This is a genomic window from Cellulomonas chitinilytica, from assembly GCF_016862675.1.
Lineage (GTDB): Bacteria > Actinomycetota > Actinomycetes > Actinomycetales > Cellulomonadaceae > Cellulomonas > Cellulomonas chitinilytica.
In genome coordinates this window covers 39,696-54,748 of the sequence record NZ_BONK01000001.1, presented here as the reverse complement: position 1 = coordinate 54,748, position 15,053 = coordinate 39,696, and the positions used below count along the sequence as shown (strand labels likewise).

Annotated in this window: 11 protein-coding genes; 6 read left to right on the top strand and 5 right to left on the bottom strand. The window is 76.5% G+C overall.

The genetic code is table 11. From position 1 onward, the window contains the following. Positions 1 to 2 precede the first annotated feature (2 nt). Positions 3 to 683 (bottom strand): response regulator transcription factor, encoded by a 681-nt coding sequence (locus Cch01nite_RS00250; RefSeq protein WP_203747127.1) that lies wholly within the window; start codon positions 681 to 683, stop codon positions 3 to 5. Positions 684 to 770: 87 nt separating this feature from the next. Between Cch01nite_RS00250 and Cch01nite_RS00245 the strand changes: the two genes are divergently transcribed. Further along, a complete protein-coding gene (locus tag Cch01nite_RS00245; protein ID WP_203747125.1) occupies positions 771 to 1,466 on the top strand; it encodes a D-alanyl-D-alanine carboxypeptidase family protein in 696 nt (231 codons plus the stop codon). A 44-nt stretch (positions 1,467 to 1,510) separates the two neighbouring features. After that, positions 1,511 to 2,131: a VanZ family protein gene (locus Cch01nite_RS00240; protein ID WP_203747123.1), complete on the top strand. Its 621-nt coding sequence runs from the start codon at positions 1,511 to 1,513 to the stop codon at positions 2,129 to 2,131. Between the two features lie 113 nt (positions 2,132 to 2,244). On the opposite strand, the gene Cch01nite_RS00235 is transcribed toward Cch01nite_RS00240, so the two are convergent. Beyond that, entirely contained in the window at positions 2,245 to 3,918 is a 1,674-nt protein-coding gene (locus Cch01nite_RS00235) for a DEAD/DEAH box helicase (RefSeq protein WP_203748061.1), read from the bottom strand. Between the two features lie 406 nt (positions 3,919 to 4,324). On the opposite strand from Cch01nite_RS00235, the gene Cch01nite_RS00230 reads away from it, so the two are divergent. Next, a complete protein-coding gene (locus Cch01nite_RS00230; RefSeq protein ID WP_203747122.1) occupies positions 4,325 to 5,101 on the top strand; it encodes a ferritin-like fold-containing protein in 777 nt (258 codons plus the stop codon). 75 nt (positions 5,102 to 5,176) lie between these two features. Here the strand turns inward: Cch01nite_RS00230 and Cch01nite_RS00225 are convergent, their stop codons facing one another. Together Cch01nite_RS00225 and Cch01nite_RS00220 are read right to left on the bottom strand one after the other, a co-directional pair. Next, positions 5,177 to 5,401, bottom strand: a complete 225-nt coding sequence (locus Cch01nite_RS00225) for a DUF3107 domain-containing protein (RefSeq protein ID WP_203747120.1) — start codon at positions 5,399 to 5,401, stop codon at positions 5,177 to 5,179. 72 nt (positions 5,402 to 5,473) lie between these two features. Further along, positions 5,474 to 6,139 carry a TetR/AcrR family transcriptional regulator gene (locus Cch01nite_RS00220; protein WP_203747118.1) on the bottom strand — a complete coding sequence of 222 codons (666 nt, stop codon included), beginning with the start codon at positions 6,137 to 6,139 and terminating at the stop codon, positions 5,474 to 5,476. 47 nt (positions 6,140 to 6,186) lie between these two features. On the opposite strand from Cch01nite_RS00220, the gene Cch01nite_RS00215 reads away from it, so the two are divergent. The 3 genes from Cch01nite_RS00215 (at position 6,187) to Cch01nite_RS00205 (ending at position 14,008) form a co-directional block, all read left to right on the top strand. Then, positions 6,187 to 7,182, top strand: coding sequence for a DUF3152 domain-containing protein (locus tag Cch01nite_RS00215; protein ID WP_239069682.1), 996 nt, complete (start codon positions 6,187 to 6,189; stop codon positions 7,180 to 7,182). A 68-nt stretch (positions 7,183 to 7,250) separates the two neighbouring features. After that, the gene (locus Cch01nite_RS00210; protein WP_203747116.1) at positions 7,251 to 10,502 is read left to right on the top strand and encodes an ATP-dependent helicase; all 3,252 of its coding nucleotides are present in this window, start codon (positions 7,251 to 7,253) and stop codon (positions 10,500 to 10,502) included. Beyond that, the gene (locus tag Cch01nite_RS00205) at positions 10,499 to 14,008 is read left to right on the top strand and encodes an ATP-dependent helicase (RefSeq protein WP_203747113.1); all 3,510 of its coding nucleotides are present in this window, start codon (positions 10,499 to 10,501) and stop codon (positions 14,006 to 14,008) included. Before Cch01nite_RS00210 ends, Cch01nite_RS00205 begins: the two co-directional genes overlap by 4 nt. Here Cch01nite_RS00205 and Cch01nite_RS00200 read toward each other — a convergent pair. Next, a complete protein-coding gene (locus Cch01nite_RS00200; protein WP_203747111.1) occupies positions 13,999 to 14,943 on the bottom strand; it encodes a phosphotransferase in 945 nt (314 codons plus the stop codon). The two genes, Cch01nite_RS00205 and Cch01nite_RS00200, sit on opposite strands and share 10 nt — an antisense overlap. Positions 14,944 to 15,053: the final 110 nt, after the last annotated feature.

Here is a 15,053-nt window from a genome sequence, read left to right as displayed (position 1 = left end):
GCCTATCCACGCTCGTCGTCCGCCCCCGCGTCGATCCGGTAGCCGACGCCCGGCACCGTCGCGATGAGCCACGGCTCGCCGAGCCGCTTGCGCAGCGCCGAGACGGTGATCCGCACGGCGTTGGTGAACGGGTCGGCGTTCTCGTCCCACGCCCGTTCGAGGAGCTCCTCGGCGCTCACGACACCGCCGTCCGCGGCGACGAGGACGTCGAGCACGGCGAACTGCTTGCGGGTGAGGGCGACGTACCGGCCGTCGCGGTAGACCTCACGGCGGAACGGGTCGACGCGCAGGCCGGCGAGCTCGCGCACGGGCGGCCGGTGGTGGGCACGCCTGCGGTCGAGGGCCCGGAGCCGCAGGACGAGCTCGCGCAGCTCGAAGGGCTTGGTGAGGTAGTCGTCGGCGCCGAGCTCGAAACCCGACGCCTTGTCGTCGAGCCGGTCGGCGGCCGTGAGCATGAGGATCGGCATGCCGCTGCCCGACGCGACGATCCGTGCCGCGATCTCGTCGCCCGACGGTCCGGGGATGTCGCGGTCGAGGACGGCGATGTCGTACGCGTTGACGCCGAGCAGCTCCAGCGCCGTGTCGCCGTCCCCGGCGACGTCCGCCGCGATCGCCTCCAGACGCAGGCCGTCGCGGACGGCCTCCGCCAGGTAGGGCTCGTCCTCGACGATCAGCACACGCACGTCCTCGATGCTACGAGCGGCCACCTATCGTCGGGATATCAGGAACTGCAGACGCGGCGGCAACATGCGTGCGCGTGGGATGGGGACATGTTCTCCAGTGGAACGGCGCCCACCACGCGCCGCGCTCGACCGACCGTCCTCCTCGTCCTGGCCATCGCGGTGGCCCTCGCCGCGACCGTCGCGCTCCTCGGCGACCGGCCGTCGGCGGCGTCGCCTCGGGCGACGGTGCCGGACGCACCCGTCCGGCTCGCAGCCGGCGTGCCGGACGCCGGTGACCCGGCGCCGGCGCAGGCCCCGCCGCTCGAGGGCACCGGCGGCGAGGCCTCCGCGCTCGAGTCCGACGGCGGCGTCGCCGATGGTGTGACCGTCTTCGACGACGACGTCCCTGCCGTCGCGAAGCTCGACGCCCACCTGCGCGACGCGCTGCGCGCCGCCGCGCACGACGCCGCCGACGACGGGGTCACGTTCGTCGTCAACAGCGGCTGGCGCTCGGCCGCCTACCAGGACCAGCTGCTCCGCGAGGCCGTCGCGCAGTACGGCTCGGCGGCGGCCGCCGCCCGATGGGTGGCCACGGCCGAGACGTCCCCGCACGTGCACGGAGACGCGGTCGACCTCGGGCCCTGGCGGGCGACGACCTGGCTGTCCACGCACGGCTCCCGGTACGGGCTGTGCCAGATCTACGCCAACGAGGCCTGGCACTACGAGCTGCGCCCCGATGCCGTCGACCACGGCTGCCCCCCGACGTACGCCGACCCCACGCACGACCCGCGGATGTCACAGTGACCCGCACGACCGACCACGCCCACCCCCGACCAGCGACGGACGACATGACGACCACCACCCGCCCGGCCCCGGCCGGCGCCCGGATCCCCGCGCACGCCCGGTCCACCACCCTGGTCGTGCTGTTCGCGGTCTACCTCGCGCTCCTCGCCTGGGTCGTGCTGTGGAAGCTCGAGGTCCCGTGGGTCGGCGAGGGCTGGCGACGGACGATCAAGCTCGTCCCGTTCGTCGCCACCGCGCGCGCCGGTGCGAGCCCGCCCGCCGAGGTCGTCGCGAACCTGCTGCTCTTCGTGCCGTTCGGCCTCTACCTGGGGCTCCTCGCACCGACCTGGTCGCGGTGGAGGGCCACGGCGGTGGTCGCCGGGGCGAGCGTCGTCCTGGAGGTCGCCCAGTACGTGCTGGCGGTGGGGAGCTCCGACGTCACCGACCTCGTCGTCAACACCGCCGGTGGGCTCGCCGGCCTCGTGCTCGTCGACGCGGCCCGGCGCCGGCACGGGGAGCGGACCGGCGTGGTCATGGCGCGGGTCTGCGCGGTCGGCACGGTGCTCGCCCTGCTCGCGAGCGCTGCGGTCGTCGCGTCACCGCTGCGGTACGCGCCACCGGGCGGCGAGGGTGGCCTCCACGGCACGCCGCCGATGCGGCCGTCAGGGGAGCGCGCCCCCGGCTGAGGCCGAGGCGGCAGGCAGCGGTCCGGCGAGCGCGTCCGGCAGCCGCGTCCGCGCGGACGACGAAGGGTGGGCCCGCCTGGCGGACCCACCCTTCACGACATCGGCTGCTGCCGTCAGCCCTCGCTGGCCGCGGGAGCAGCGGACTCGCCACCGGCCGGACGGCCACCGCGGGTGCGCCGACGGCTCCTGCTGCGGCGCGCGGTGCCGGTCGTCGCGCCCTCGTCGCCACCGGTCGCGGCCGGACCGGCCGAGGTGCCCTCGGTCGCCGGTGCGCTCGTCGTGCTCGTGCCGTCCTCACCGCGCCCACCGCCGCGGCCGCCACGGCGGCGACGGCCACCCTCGCGGGGCGCCTCGCCGGCACCGGCCTCGGCGTCGCGCGGACCGCTGCGCGGCGCGCCGCCACGCGGCGAGCCGCCGGCGTGCCCGCGGTCGCCCGTACCCCGGCCACCCGCGCCGCCGCCGCGCTTGCCGGTCTCGCCGAGGTCCTCGAGGGCCTCGGCCGCCAGACCGGCACGCGTCTGCTGCGCCTTGGGCAGGCGGCCCTTGACGCCCTGGGGGATGTCGAGGTCCGCGTACACGTGCGCGGAGCTGGAGTACGACTCGACCGGCTCCGGGATGCCCAGGCCGAGGGCCTTGTCGATGAGCCCCCAGCGCGGCATGTCGTCCCAGTCGACGAACGTGACGGCCGTGCCCTTGTTGCCCGCGCGGCCCGTGCGGCCGGTGCGGTGCAGGTACGTCTTCTCGTCCTCGGGGCACTGGTAGTTCACGACGTGCGTGACGTCCTCGACGTCGATGCCGCGGGCCGCGACGTCGGTGGCGACGAGCACGTCGACCTTGCCGTGGCGGAACGCGCGCAGCGCCTGCTCACGGGCGCCCTGGCCGAGGTCGCCGTGCAGCGCCCCGGCGGCGAAGCCGCGCTCGACGAGGTCGTCGGCGACCTTCGCGGCGGTCCGCTTGGTGCGCGCGAACACGATCGTCAGGCCGCGGCCGTTCGCCTGCAGGATGCGGGCGAGCAGCTCGACCTTGTCGAGCGCGTGCGCGCGGTAGACGACCTGCTTGATGTTCTTGACGGTCTGGCCGTCGTCGTCCGGATCGGCCGCGCGGATGTGCGTCGGCTGCGTCATGTACCGGCGGGCCATCGCGACGACCGCGCCCGGCATGGTCGCCGAGAACAGCATCGTGTGCCGTGACGCGGGGGTCGCGGCGAGGAGCGTCTCGACGTCCGGCAGGAAGCCGAGGTCCAGCATCTCGTCGGCCTCGTCGAGCACGACGGTGCGCACGCGCGACAGGTCGAGGTGACGCTGCTTGAGCAGGTCGATCATGCGCCCGGGGGTGCCGACGACGACCTCGACACCCTTGTTCAGCGCGTCGATCTGCGGCTCGTACGCCCGGCCGCCGTACACCTGCACGACGCGGACCGTCCGGCGGGCCGACGCCGTCGCGAGGTCGCCCGCGACCTGCACGGCGAGCTCACGGGTGGGGACGACGACGAGCGCCTGCGGCTTGCCGGCGGCGGGGAGCTCGTCGTACCCGGGCTCGCCCGGGGCCACGACCGCGTCGAGCAGCGGGACGCCGAAGCCGAGGGTCTTGCCGGTCCCCGTCTTGGCCTGGCCGATGATGTCGTGCCGCGACAGGGCCACGGGGAGCGTCATCGCCTGGATGGGGAACGGGTGCGTGATGCCGGCGTCGGCGAGCGCCTGCACGATCTCCGGGCGGACGTCGAAGTCGGCGAACGACGCGTCGACGGCCTGGACCGACGAGTACGTGTTCTTGAGCGGGCGGGTCATCGGCGCCGCGAGGGCGGAGGCTGCCGTCTCCTCGGACACGGCAGAACGTGTGGTCTCTGTGGACACTGTCGACTCTTCACTGCGAAGGGTGGTGTGCCGCGCGCTGTCCGGGGCCGACGGGCGTCGGGGGCGTCCCGGGCGACAGCGGTCGTCACCACGCGAGTGGCCGGCAGCCGATCGTGAAAGTCCTCCCGCGAGCGACTCCGGACCGTGTGTCCGGGGCTGCGCGGGATGGTCGTTGAACCGGGGACGACGCCCCCACCGTGACGACCGGGCAACCGATGTACCCGTACAGGGTATCCGACGGGCCCCCGGAGCCAGGCAGACGGTCGCGCGCGTCACACACCTCACCCCGTGGGTTCACCCGCCGGACGCCTGCGCGACCGCGGCGGTCTACGATCTCGGGATGACGACGCACGCACGTCCGGGTGCCACCGGCGCCACCCCGTCCCCCGTCGCCACCTCCGCCGAGCACGCCGCCGGGCCCGACGCGCAGCCCGACGCGATCGAGCTGCTCGGCCTCGTCGCCCAGCTCGAGGACGTGGCGTTCGCGCGGCTGGCCGCCGACGCCGCCGAGGCACCCAGCACGGAGCAGCGCCTCGAGCTGAGCCGGTTCGCGGCCGCCGCCGTGGAGCGGCGCGAACGGGTGCTCGCACGGATCGCCGAGCTCGGCGCCGACCCCGTCGCCGCCCTGCGGCAGTTCGACCACGTGCTCGACGACTTCGACGCCCGCACCCAGCCGAGCACCTGGTGGGAGCGGCTGCTCAAGGCCTACGTCGGCTACGGCGTGGCCGACGACTTCTGCCGCCTCGCGGCCGAGGGTCTCGACCCGGAGTCGCGCCGCGTGGTGCTCGAGGTGCTCGACGACGCCTCGCACGCCGAGCTCGCCGTCGCCGAGCTCGACGCCGCCGGCGCCGACGACGGCGTCCTGTCCGCCCGGCTCGCCCTGTGGGGCCGCCGGCTCGTCGGGGAGGCCCTCGGGGTCGTGCAGCGGCTGCTCGTGCAGCGGCCCGGGCTCGTGCGCCTCGTCAACGAGGGTGCCGCGGCCGAACCCGCGGCCGGGCCGGAGCAGAACGCCGGGACCGACGTCGTGGCGGCCCCGGCGAACGCGCCCACCAAGCTGTTCGGCGAGCTCACCGCGCAGCACACCCGGCGGATGTCCCGGCTGGGCCTGACCGCCTGACGGTCCCCGAACGACGAAGGAGCCCGCGCCCACCGGACGGTGGACGCGGGCTCCTTCGTTCGTCGTCGAGGACCCTCAGATGGTCCCGAAGCCGACGCGGGCCTTGGCCTCCGAGCCGATCTCGACGTAGCCGATCGTCGCGGTCGGCACGATGATCCGCCGGCCGCGCGAGTCCGTGAGCTCGAGCGCCGTCCGGCCGTCGAGCGCGGCGGCGACGGCGGCAGCGACCTCGTCACCCGTCTGCTCGGACTCCAGGACGATCTCCCGCGCAAGGTTCTGCACGCCGATCGTGATCTCCACCGTCATCTCCTTCACGTCCCCTTCGCAGTCGTCTGGCGCCGGTCCACCGACCTGGGACGCCTCCAGGTGATCCTAGGCGTCCTCGTAGACGAAGTCGGTCCGGATCAGGCCTGCCACGCCGCCCCACGCCAGCTCGGCCACCAGGTCGGCGGTGCTCTCGGCGTCGCCGCCCGCGGCGGCGCGGAACCGGTGGGTCGCCGCGCTCTGCGCCATCGCGATGAGGGACACGGCGAGGGTCGCGGACTGGTCGGGACCGAGCCCGGTGACCTGGCCGAGCACGGTCGCGATCCGCCGGGACGCCTCGAACGACGCGTGCTCGACGCGTGCGCGCACGTCCGCGTCGTGCGTCACGTCCGACTCGAACAGCAGCGCCGACGACTCCCCGGCCACCTCGACGAACATGATGTACGCGTGGACGACGGCCGACACCACCGCGCGCCCGTCGCCCCGCCGGACCGGTCCCTGCTCGATGGGCTCGACCGCGCTCTCGACGGCCGCAAGCAGGTCGGCGCCGCACTGGTCGACGACGGCGAGGTACAGGTCGAGCTTGGACGGGAAGTGCCGGTACAGCACCGGCTTGCTGACCTGGGCGCGGTCCGCGATGTCGTCCATCGAGACGTGGTGGAAGCCCTCGGTGGCGAACAGGTCCTGGGCGATCCGCAGCACCTGGGCGCGGCGCTCGTCCCGGCCCATGCGCGGGTTGCGAGCCCGTGGAGGTGAGTCGTCCGTCCCGGTCATCCCGGCATGGTAGCCACGCGATGTGTCATCGATGGCACCATGTCCGGGTGACAGCCCCCGACGTCCCCCGGATGCACGCCGCGGCACCGGCCCACGGACGTCGGCGTGCGCCGCGACCGGGCCGGTCCGTGCGGAGCGGCGGCGGGCGGCACCGTGCGGGCAGCGCACGGCGGTTCGTCGTCGCGCTCGGCGTCGGCGGGCTCGGGCTCGTCGCGGGCTCGGGCACCGCGCTCACGGCGTCGACCGGCTCCCCGGCGGCGGCCCTCGACGCGGTCGTCGGGCGGGTCTCGGCGCTGCGGTCGCTGCCGACGGCGGACCTCCCCGCACCGTCCGGGCTGCTGGAACGTCCCGACGCGGTGAGCCGCTCGGACGCGCAGCGGTCGCCGTTCGCGGACGACGCCCTCCTCGCCGTGCCGACGGCGCCCGCCCCGCAGGGGCTCGTCGACGACGCAGCGGCGGTCCTCGCGCTGCCCCCGGGCCTGACGGTGGCCGACGTCGCCGCGGGCCTCCTCGCGGCGGACGTGCCCGCGTCGGGGGCGGGGACGTTCTCGGTCGTGCCCGGCTCGGACCCCGGCCCCGGCACCGGCCAGGTGCGCACCATCCGGGTGGAGGTCGAGGACGGGCTCGCGGTCGACGGCCAGGCGTTCGCGGCGACGGTCATGGCCACGCTCAACGACCCGCGCGGGTGGGGCCACGACGGGTCCCTCTCCTTCGCCCGCACGGACGGGGAGGCCGAGCTCCGCGTCATGCTCGCGTCCCCGACCAGCGTCGACGTGCTGTGCGCTCCTCTCGAGACCGAGGGCGAGGTGTCCTGCGGTCGCGCGGGGCACGCGGTGCTGAACCTGAAGCGGTGGGTGCTGGCGACCGGCGAGTACGCGCAGGACAAGGCCGCGTACCGGCAGTACCTGGTGAACCACGAGGTCGGCCACCTGCTCGGGCACGGGCACGAGCAGTGCCCGGGCGCGGGGGTCGTCGCGTCCGTCATGCAGCAGCAGTCGTACAAGGCGGCGCCGTGCCTGCCGAACCCGTGGCCGTTCCCGTGACCCGCGCCTGACCTGCCCCGGGTCGAACGTCCCCGGACCTGTCGGTGGTCCGTGATGGGATCGACCTCGTGACGTCCTCGCCCGCGCTGCGCCTCGTGCGCCCACCGCTCGCGGACAGCCCTCTCACCGGGCCGGGGTCGTCGGTCGAGCTGGACGAGGCCCAGCGGGAGGCCGTCTCGCGCGTCGTCGGCGGTGGGGGTGGGCCGCTGCTCGTGCTCGGCGCGCCCGGCACGGGCAAGACCACGGTCGCGCTCGAGTCGGTGGTCGCCGCGGTGGCCGCCGGGCTCCGCCCGGAGGACGTGCTCCTGCTCGCCCCGGGACGGCGGTCCGCCGCGGACCTGCGCGACCGCCTCGGGGCGCGCCTGCGGACCACGTCCGGGCGCGCGCTGGTCCAGACGCCTGCGGCGGCGGCGTTCGCCGTGCTGCGGGCCCGGGCGTCGCTGCTCGGTGAGCCGTCGCCCACGCTCGTGTCCGGCGCCGAGCAGGACCTGCTGCTGGGCGAGCTGCTCGCCGGGCACGTCGCCGGCGAGGGCGTGCCGCTCGCGTGGCCGCCGCACGTGCGGGACGACGTGCTCGCGCTGCGGGCGTTCCGTGACGAGCTGCGCGACCTCCTCATGCGCGCGTCGGAGCGCGGGCTCGGGCCGGTCGACCTCGCCGACCTCGGGCACGCGCACGGACGGCCCGAGTGGGTCGCCGCCGCGACCGTCTACGAGGAGTACCTCGACGTGCTCCAGCTCCGGTCCGGCACGCCCGACCTCGGGCAGCGCCTCGACCCTGCGGTCGTCGTCGAGGAGGCCGCGCAGGCGCTGCTGGCCTGGGACGACGAGGTCCCGCGCGCGCCGCGGCCGCGCTGGCGGCTGGTGGTCGTCGACGACCACCAGGAGAGCACGTCGGCCACGGCCCGGCTCCTGCGGGTCCTCGCTCAGGACGGTGCCCGGGTCGTGATGCTGGCCGACCCCGACACCGCGGTGCAGACGTTCCGTGGCGCCGCCCCGACGCTGGTGGGGCGGGCGTCGGTCCGCGGCGACGGCCCGGGAGAGCTCGGCGCCGCGACGCTCGTGCTGGGCACCGTGTGGAGGCACGGGCCGGCCGTGCGCGACGTCGTCGGGCGCGTGACGACGCGCGTCGGGTCCGTCGGGGCCGTGCAGCACCGACGCGCGGTCCCGCCCGGTCGGCCGACGGCCTCCGGTGGGACGGACGGGCCGACGCCCGGACCCGGCGAGGTGCGTGCCGCGGTGCTGCCGAGCGGCGCGCAGGAGGCGGCGTACGTCGCCCGCGCCCTGCGCACCGCGCACGTCGAGGACGGTGTGCCGTGGTCGGACATGGCCGTCGTCGCCCGGTCCGGAGCGCAGGTCACCGCCCTGCGCCGGGCGCTCGCCGGTGCGTCGGTGCCGGTGAGCGTGCTCAACAGCGACGTCCCGCTGCGCGAGGAGCCGGCGGTCCGGCCGCTCCTCGACGCGATGCGCGTGGCCGTCGGCGCGGTCGAGCTGGACGCCCCGACCGCGGCCCGGCTCGCGTGCTCGCCGCTCGGCGGTCTCGACGCGGTGGCGCTGCGCCGGGTCCGTCGCGCGCTGCGCGCCGAGGAGCTCGCGGGCGGTGGGGGGCGGACGAGCGACGCGCTGCTCGTCGAGGTCCTCGGCGACCGCGGGCGCGCGTCGACCCTCCCGCCGTCCGTCGCCCGGCCGGTCGCGCACCTCGCCGAGGTGCTCGCGCGCGGCCGGGACGCCGCCGCGCTGCCCGGTGCGGACGCGCAGACGGTCCTGTGGGCGCTGTGGCACGCCGCCGGGACGGCCGAGGCGTGGCGACGCTCGGCGCTCGCGGGCGGTGCCGCGGGCGAGCGGGCCGACCGTGACCTCGACGCCGTGCTCGCGCTGTTCCGCGCCGCGGAGACGTTCGTCGACCGGATGCCGCAGGCCGCGCCCGGAGCGTTCGTCGAGTGGCTGCAGGCCCAGGACCTCCCGTCGGACTCGCTCGCCGCCCGCGCCCGCCGCCAGGCCGTGCCCGTGCTGACGCCGGCGGGTGCGGCGGGCCAGGAGTGGCAGCTCGTGGTGGTCGCGGGGGTGCAGGAGGGGGTGTGGCCCGACCTGCGGCTGCGCGACTCGCTGCTGGGGGCGCAGGCGCTCGTCGACGTCGTCGAGGGACGTGCCGTGCACGGCGCCGACGCCGCGGCGCAGGCGGCCTCCGCGCGCGCGGCGGTGCTCGCCGACGAGCTGCGCTCGTTCGCGGTGGCCTGCTCGCGGGCACGCGGCACGCTCGTCGTGACCGCCGTCGCCGACGCGGACCAGCAGCCGTCCCCGTTCCTCGACCTCGTGGAGCCGTCCGACGGGGACGTGGACACGCGGCGCACGTCGGTCGCGGCCCCGCTCGACCTGCGGGGCATGGTCGCCGAGCTGCGGGGACGCCTGGAGCAGGCGGCCCGGGACAGCACGGAGCCGGACCCCGCCTGGGCGCGCACGCTGGCCCGGCTCGCGGCCGCGCACGTCCCGGGCGCCGACCCCGACGGCTGGCACGGGCTCGCCGACCCCTCCAGCGACGACCCGTTGTGGGGACCCGAGGAGCTCGTCCCCGTGTCGCCGTCGAAGGTCGAGACCGCGCAGCGTTGCGCCCTGCGGTGGGCTCTCGAGTCGGCCGGCGGGACCGCGGCCGACAGCGGCGGGCAGACGCTCGGCACGCTCGTCCACGCCATCGCGCAGGCGCACCCGCGCGGCACCCGCGACGAGCTCGTCGCCGAGCTCGACAGGCGGTGGGGCGAGCTCGGTCTCGGCGACGGCTGGCCCGCGCGGGCGACGCGGCGCAAGGCCGACGCGATGGTCGACCGGCTCGCCGCGTACCTGCGGACGGCCGGGGAGCCCGTGCTCGTCGAGGGCGCCTTCGCGACGACGACGCAGCGCGCGACGCTGCGGGGCAGCGTGGACCGGGTCGAGCTGGACGGCGACGTCGACGGGACGCCTGCGGTGCGCGTCGTGGACCTCAAGACGGGTGCCTCGCCGCCGACCGCCGCGAAGGCGGCCGAGAACCCGCAGCTCGGCGCGTACCAGCTCGCCGTGGACGCGGGGGCGTTCGACGGGCTCCCGGAGGGGGTGACGAGCACCGGGGCGCAGCTCGTGTACCTCGGCACCGGCGCGAGCGCCGCCGTGCGCCGGCAGGACGCCCTCGGCCCCGAGGCCGACGGCCCGAGCTGGGCCCGCGTGCTCGTCGACGAGGTCGCGGACCGGATGGCGGCGTCCACGTTCGAGGCCACCGCGAACGACCTGTGCGACCGCTGCCCCGTCCGGCGGGCGTGCCCGGTGCGGGCCGAGGGCGGGCAGGTGGTCGCATGACGGCTCTCGGTGCCGAGCAGATCGCCCTGCTCGTCGGCCAGCACCCGCCCACGCCCGAGCAGCGGCGGATCATCGAGGCGCCGCTCGCGCCGTCGCTCGTCGTCGCGGGCGCGGGGTCCGGCAAGACGGAGACGATGGCCGCGCGGGTGGTGTGGCTGCTCGCCAACGGGCTGGTCACCCCCGAGCAGGTGCTCGGTCTCACGTTCACCCGCAAGGCCGCCGCCGAGCTCTCGGACCGCGTGCGGCGGCGGCTGCGCCGCCTGTGGCGGGCCGCCGCGGAGGCGGGGGTCGTGCTGCCCGGAGCGCCCGCGGACATGCGCGCGGGCGTCGCGCCCGACGACGTCCTGGGCGGTCTGGCCCGGCCGACGATCGCGACCTACAACTCCTACGCGGCGTCGCTCGTCTCGGACCACGCCCTGCGCCTCGGTCTCGACCCGTCGGCGCGGCTGCTCGGCGAGGCGGCTCAGTGGCAGCTCGCGAGCGACGTCGTCGAGGCCTGGCGGGGCGACCTCGACACGGACGCCGCGACGTCGACCGTGGTCGAGGCCGTGCTCGCGCTGTCCGGCGCCCTCGACGAGCACCTGCTCACCGCCGACGTGGCACGCCGGCAGGTGGAGGGGATCGTCGAGGCGATCGTCGCGACGCCCGCCGGGGACCCGCCGCGCGAGCCGTACGCCGAGGTCAAGAAGCTGGTGAGGTCCCTCGGCGAGCGTGCCCGTGTGCTCGACCTCGTCGCGGAGTACCGCGACCGCAAGCGAGCGGCGGACGCGATCGACTTCGGCGACCAGGTGGCGCTCGCCGCCCGGCTCGCCCGCGACGTGCCGGAGGTCGGTGCGGGGGAGCGGAACCGGTACCGGGTGGTGCTGCTCGACGAGTACCAGGACACGTCCTACGCGCAGCTCACGCTCCTCGGTGCCCTGTTCGGCGACGGGCACCCCGTGACGGCGGTCGGGGACACGCACCAGTCGATCTACGGCTGGCGGGGCGCGAGCGCGGGCGGGCTCGAGGGCTTCCCGACGTCGTTCCCGGCGGTCGACGCCGACGGCACCCGACGGCCCGCGGACGTGCACGCCCTGTCGACGTCGTGGCGCAACGACCAGCGCATCCTCGACGCGGCGAACCGGGTCGCGGCGCCGCTGCGGGTCGCGGCGGCACGAGTCCCGGTCCCGGTGCTCGCCGCCCGCCCGGGCGCGGGCGCGGGGCACGTGCACGCGCACGTCGCGGAGACGCTGGAGTCGGAGGCGGACGCCGTCGCGCAGTTCGTCGCCGCGCGGTGGCGGGCCGGGGACGCCGGGGGCGCCGGGCGGGTCACCGCGGCCGTCCTGTGCCGCAAGCGGTCCCAGTTCGGCCCGCTGCGCACCGCGCTGCGCGCGGCCGGTCTGCCGGTCGAGGTCGTCGGGCTCGGCGGGCTGCTGTCGACGCCGGAGGTGGTGGACCTCGTCGCCGCGCTCCAGGCCGCGCACGACCCGTCGCGGGGCGACGCCCTCATGCGGCTGCTCACGGGTGCGCGGACCCGCCTCGGGGCCGCCGACCTGCACGCGCTCGGGGCCTGGGCGGGCGAGCTCGCGGCCCGGCACCCCGGTGGCGGGCGTGCCGTCGACGGCGTCGAGGCGGACGTCGTGGACCAGCGCAGCATCGTGGACGCGCTCGACGAGCTGCCGCGACCCGGTTGGCGCAGCGCGTCCGGGCGCTCGCTGACGGACGCCGGGCGGCGCCGGCTCGTCGAGCTCGCCGGCCTGCTGAGCGCGTTGCGCGCCCACACCTACCTCGCCGTCCCGGAGCTCGTGGCCGAGGCCGAGCGGCTGCTCGGTCTCGACATCGAGGTCGCCGCCCGGGCGGGTGTCTCACCGGGACGCGCCCGCGCGCACCTCGACGCGTTCCGGGACGTCGCGGTCGAGTTCGCCCGGTCGGCCGACCACCCGACGCTCGGCGGCTTCCTGGCCTGGCTCGACGCGGCGGACGTCCGTGAGAGCGGCCTCGACATGCCGGTCTCGGAGCCGGACCCGGACGCCGTCCAGATCATCACCATCCACGCCGCGAAGGGCCTCGAGTGGGACGTCGTCGCCGTGGCGGGCCTCGTGGACGGCGGTCTGCCCGCGACCCCGACGCACGGCAAGGACGGCCCGAAGGACTCGGCGTGGCTGACGGGTCTCGGCACGCTGCCGTACCCGCTGCGGGGCGACCGGCACGACCTGCCGGAGCTCGCGTACGCGGGCGCCGCCGACCCGAAGGACCTCGAGGAGCGCCGCAAGCGGTTCGTGCTGGAGGCGGGCCACCACGAGGTGGCCGAGGAGCGGCGGCTCGCGTACGTGGCGGTCACCCGCGCGCGGAGCGACCTGCTGCTCACGGCGGCCTGGTGGGGCGACGGCTCGCGCGTCCGTGCGCTGTCGACGTTCCTCGAGGAGCTCGCCGAGGCGGGGCTCGTCGAGACGGACGACTGGTCCGTGGTGCCGCCCGACGGCGAGACGAACCCGCGGGCGTCCCTCACGGTGTCGGCGACCTGGCCGGCCGACCCGTTCGCGGTCGAGGGGGCGGCCGGCCGGCGGCCGGCGGTCGAGGCTGCCGCGGCCCGCGTCCGTGCCGCGATGGCGGCGGTGCCGTCCGTGGCCCCGCCCTCGTCGACCGCCGACGGCGGCCACAGGACGGAGCCGTCCGACGAACCGCGCACGTCCCGGTCACGCTGGGACGAGCTCGCGGACCGGCTGCTCGCCGAGCACGAGCGCGCCCGCACGCCCGACCGGGAGGTCGAGCTGCCCGCGCACCTGTCGGCGTCCGCCGTCGTCCGCCTCGACGCCGACCCCGGCGAGTTCGCCCGGCACCTGCGCCGCCCGGTGCCTGCCGAGCCGTCGGCGCAGGCCCGCCGCGGCACCCGGTTCCACGCCTGGGTCGAGGGCTGGTTCGGCGCGGCGTCGCTCGTCGACGTCGACGCCCTGCCCGGCGCCGACGACGACTCGCTCACGGTGGACCTCGACGAGCGGGCGCTGCGCGACTCGTTCCTGGCGACACCGTGGGCGCACCGGAGCCCGCTCGCCGTCGAGGTCGACGTCGAGACGTCGGTCGACGGCTACGTGCTGCGGTCCCGGATCGACGCCGTGTTCCCCGACCAGGACGCGAGCGCGGGCGCGGGTGACGCCGTGATCGTCGTGGACTGGAAGACCGGCGCGCCCCCGACCGACGACGCCTCCCGGGCGTCCCGTGAGCTGCAGCTCGCCGTGTACCGGCTCGCGTGGTCCCGCTGGACGGGCACCCCGCTCGACCGCGTGCGGGCAGCGTTCTGCTACGTGGGCACGGGCGAGACGGTGCACCCGGACCGGCTGCTCGACGAGGCGCAGATCACGGCGCTGCTGCACGCCGCGACGTCGGGCGACGAGGTGCAGCCGGTGCGTCGGGCGGTGCCGAACGTCCGTCGCGAGGTCGGCAACGTGTGGCGTCCGGACGCGACGGGCGGGCGCGACCGCGCCGGGCGGGCGGCCCCACGACCGGTCGAGGGACCGCGTCAGGCGTAGGAGACGTTCTCCGCGTCGGCCGTCTCGCGCGTGTGGGCGTCGAGGTCCTCGAGCATCCCGACCGCGTCCTGGACGACGTCGTCGCTGCCGGAGCGCACGCCGTACATGAGCCACCGGGCGAGCGCGAGCTCGCCGGCCAGCATCGCCCGCCGCGCGAGGTGCGGGTCGATGAGCTCGGTCCGCCGGAGCTGGTAGGCCTCCATGATCGAGTCGGCGGCGTCGGGCGCGGCACCGACGAGCAGCCACGACAGGTCGTCCGCCGGGTCCGCCACGACCGTGTCGCCCCACCCGAGGATCCCCGACACCGCTCCGTCGCGGACGAGGACCCGGTCGCCGGACAGGTCGCCGTGCACGACGGTCGGTGTGAACCGCCACAGGGCGACGTCCTCGAGCTGGGCCTCCCAGCGGCGCAGCAGGCCGGGCGGCACCTTGCCCGTGCGGGCGGCCTCGTCGACCTCGGCCTGGCGGCGCTCGCGGTAGGCGGCGGCGTCGTACACGGGCAGCCCCGCGTCCTCGACGAGCGACGTGGGCAGCTCGTGCAGCGCGGCGATCGCCCGGCCGACGGACGCGGCGAGCCCCGGGCCGGGCAGGAGCGTCTCGATCCGCAGCGGCTCGCCGGGGATCTCCGCGTGCACCGCGGCCCTGCCTCCCTCGGGCAGGTGCGCGAAGCCGACGGGCTGCGGCACGGCGAAGGGCAGGCTCCCCGCCTCCGTCTGGGCGGCGAGCGAGGCGATGAGGGCGACCTCCGCCTCGAGCGCCGCACCGGCCGTCGCGTGCTGCGGGGCGCGGACGACCCAGCGGCGCCGGGTCGAGTCGATGACCACGGCGACGTCGAAGTCCGTCCCGGGCTGCGCGGGTCGTCGCACGTCGAACGCGTCCAGCCCCGGGACGGCCACCGTGGCGAGGGCGGCGAGAGCGAGGGGTGAGCGAGGCACGCGCCCAGAGTAGGCGGGGCTCCGTCGACGGCCAGGCTCTGCGCGCGGCGTGTCGGTCCGGTTCGTCCGCAGGCGGGGTGCTTGTCCGGGGTGATGTCGGGGCGCCCGGC

What these genes read in the sequence shown, in the direction of transcription:
- Cch01nite_RS00245 (WP_203747125.1), top strand. Translation starts at nt 771, where the DNA reads ATGTTCTCCAGTGGAACGGCGCCCACCACGCGCCGCGCTCGACCGACC.
- Cch01nite_RS00240 (WP_203747123.1), top strand. Translation starts at nt 1,511, where the DNA reads ATGACGACCACCACCCGCCCGGCCCCGGCCGGCGCCCGGATCCCCGCG.
- Cch01nite_RS00235 (WP_203748061.1), bottom strand. Translation starts at nt 3,918, where the DNA reads ATGACCCGCCCGCTCAAGAACACGTACTCGTCGGTCCAGGCCGTCGAC.
- Cch01nite_RS00230 (WP_203747122.1), top strand. Translation starts at nt 4,325, where the DNA reads ATGACGACGCACGCACGTCCGGGTGCCACCGGCGCCACCCCGTCCCCC.
- Cch01nite_RS00220 (WP_203747118.1), bottom strand. Translation starts at nt 6,139, where the DNA reads ATGACCGGGACGGACGACTCACCTCCACGGGCTCGCAACCCGCGCATG.
- Cch01nite_RS00205 (WP_203747113.1), top strand. Translation starts at nt 10,499, where the DNA reads ATGACGGCTCTCGGTGCCGAGCAGATCGCCCTGCTCGTCGGCCAGCAC.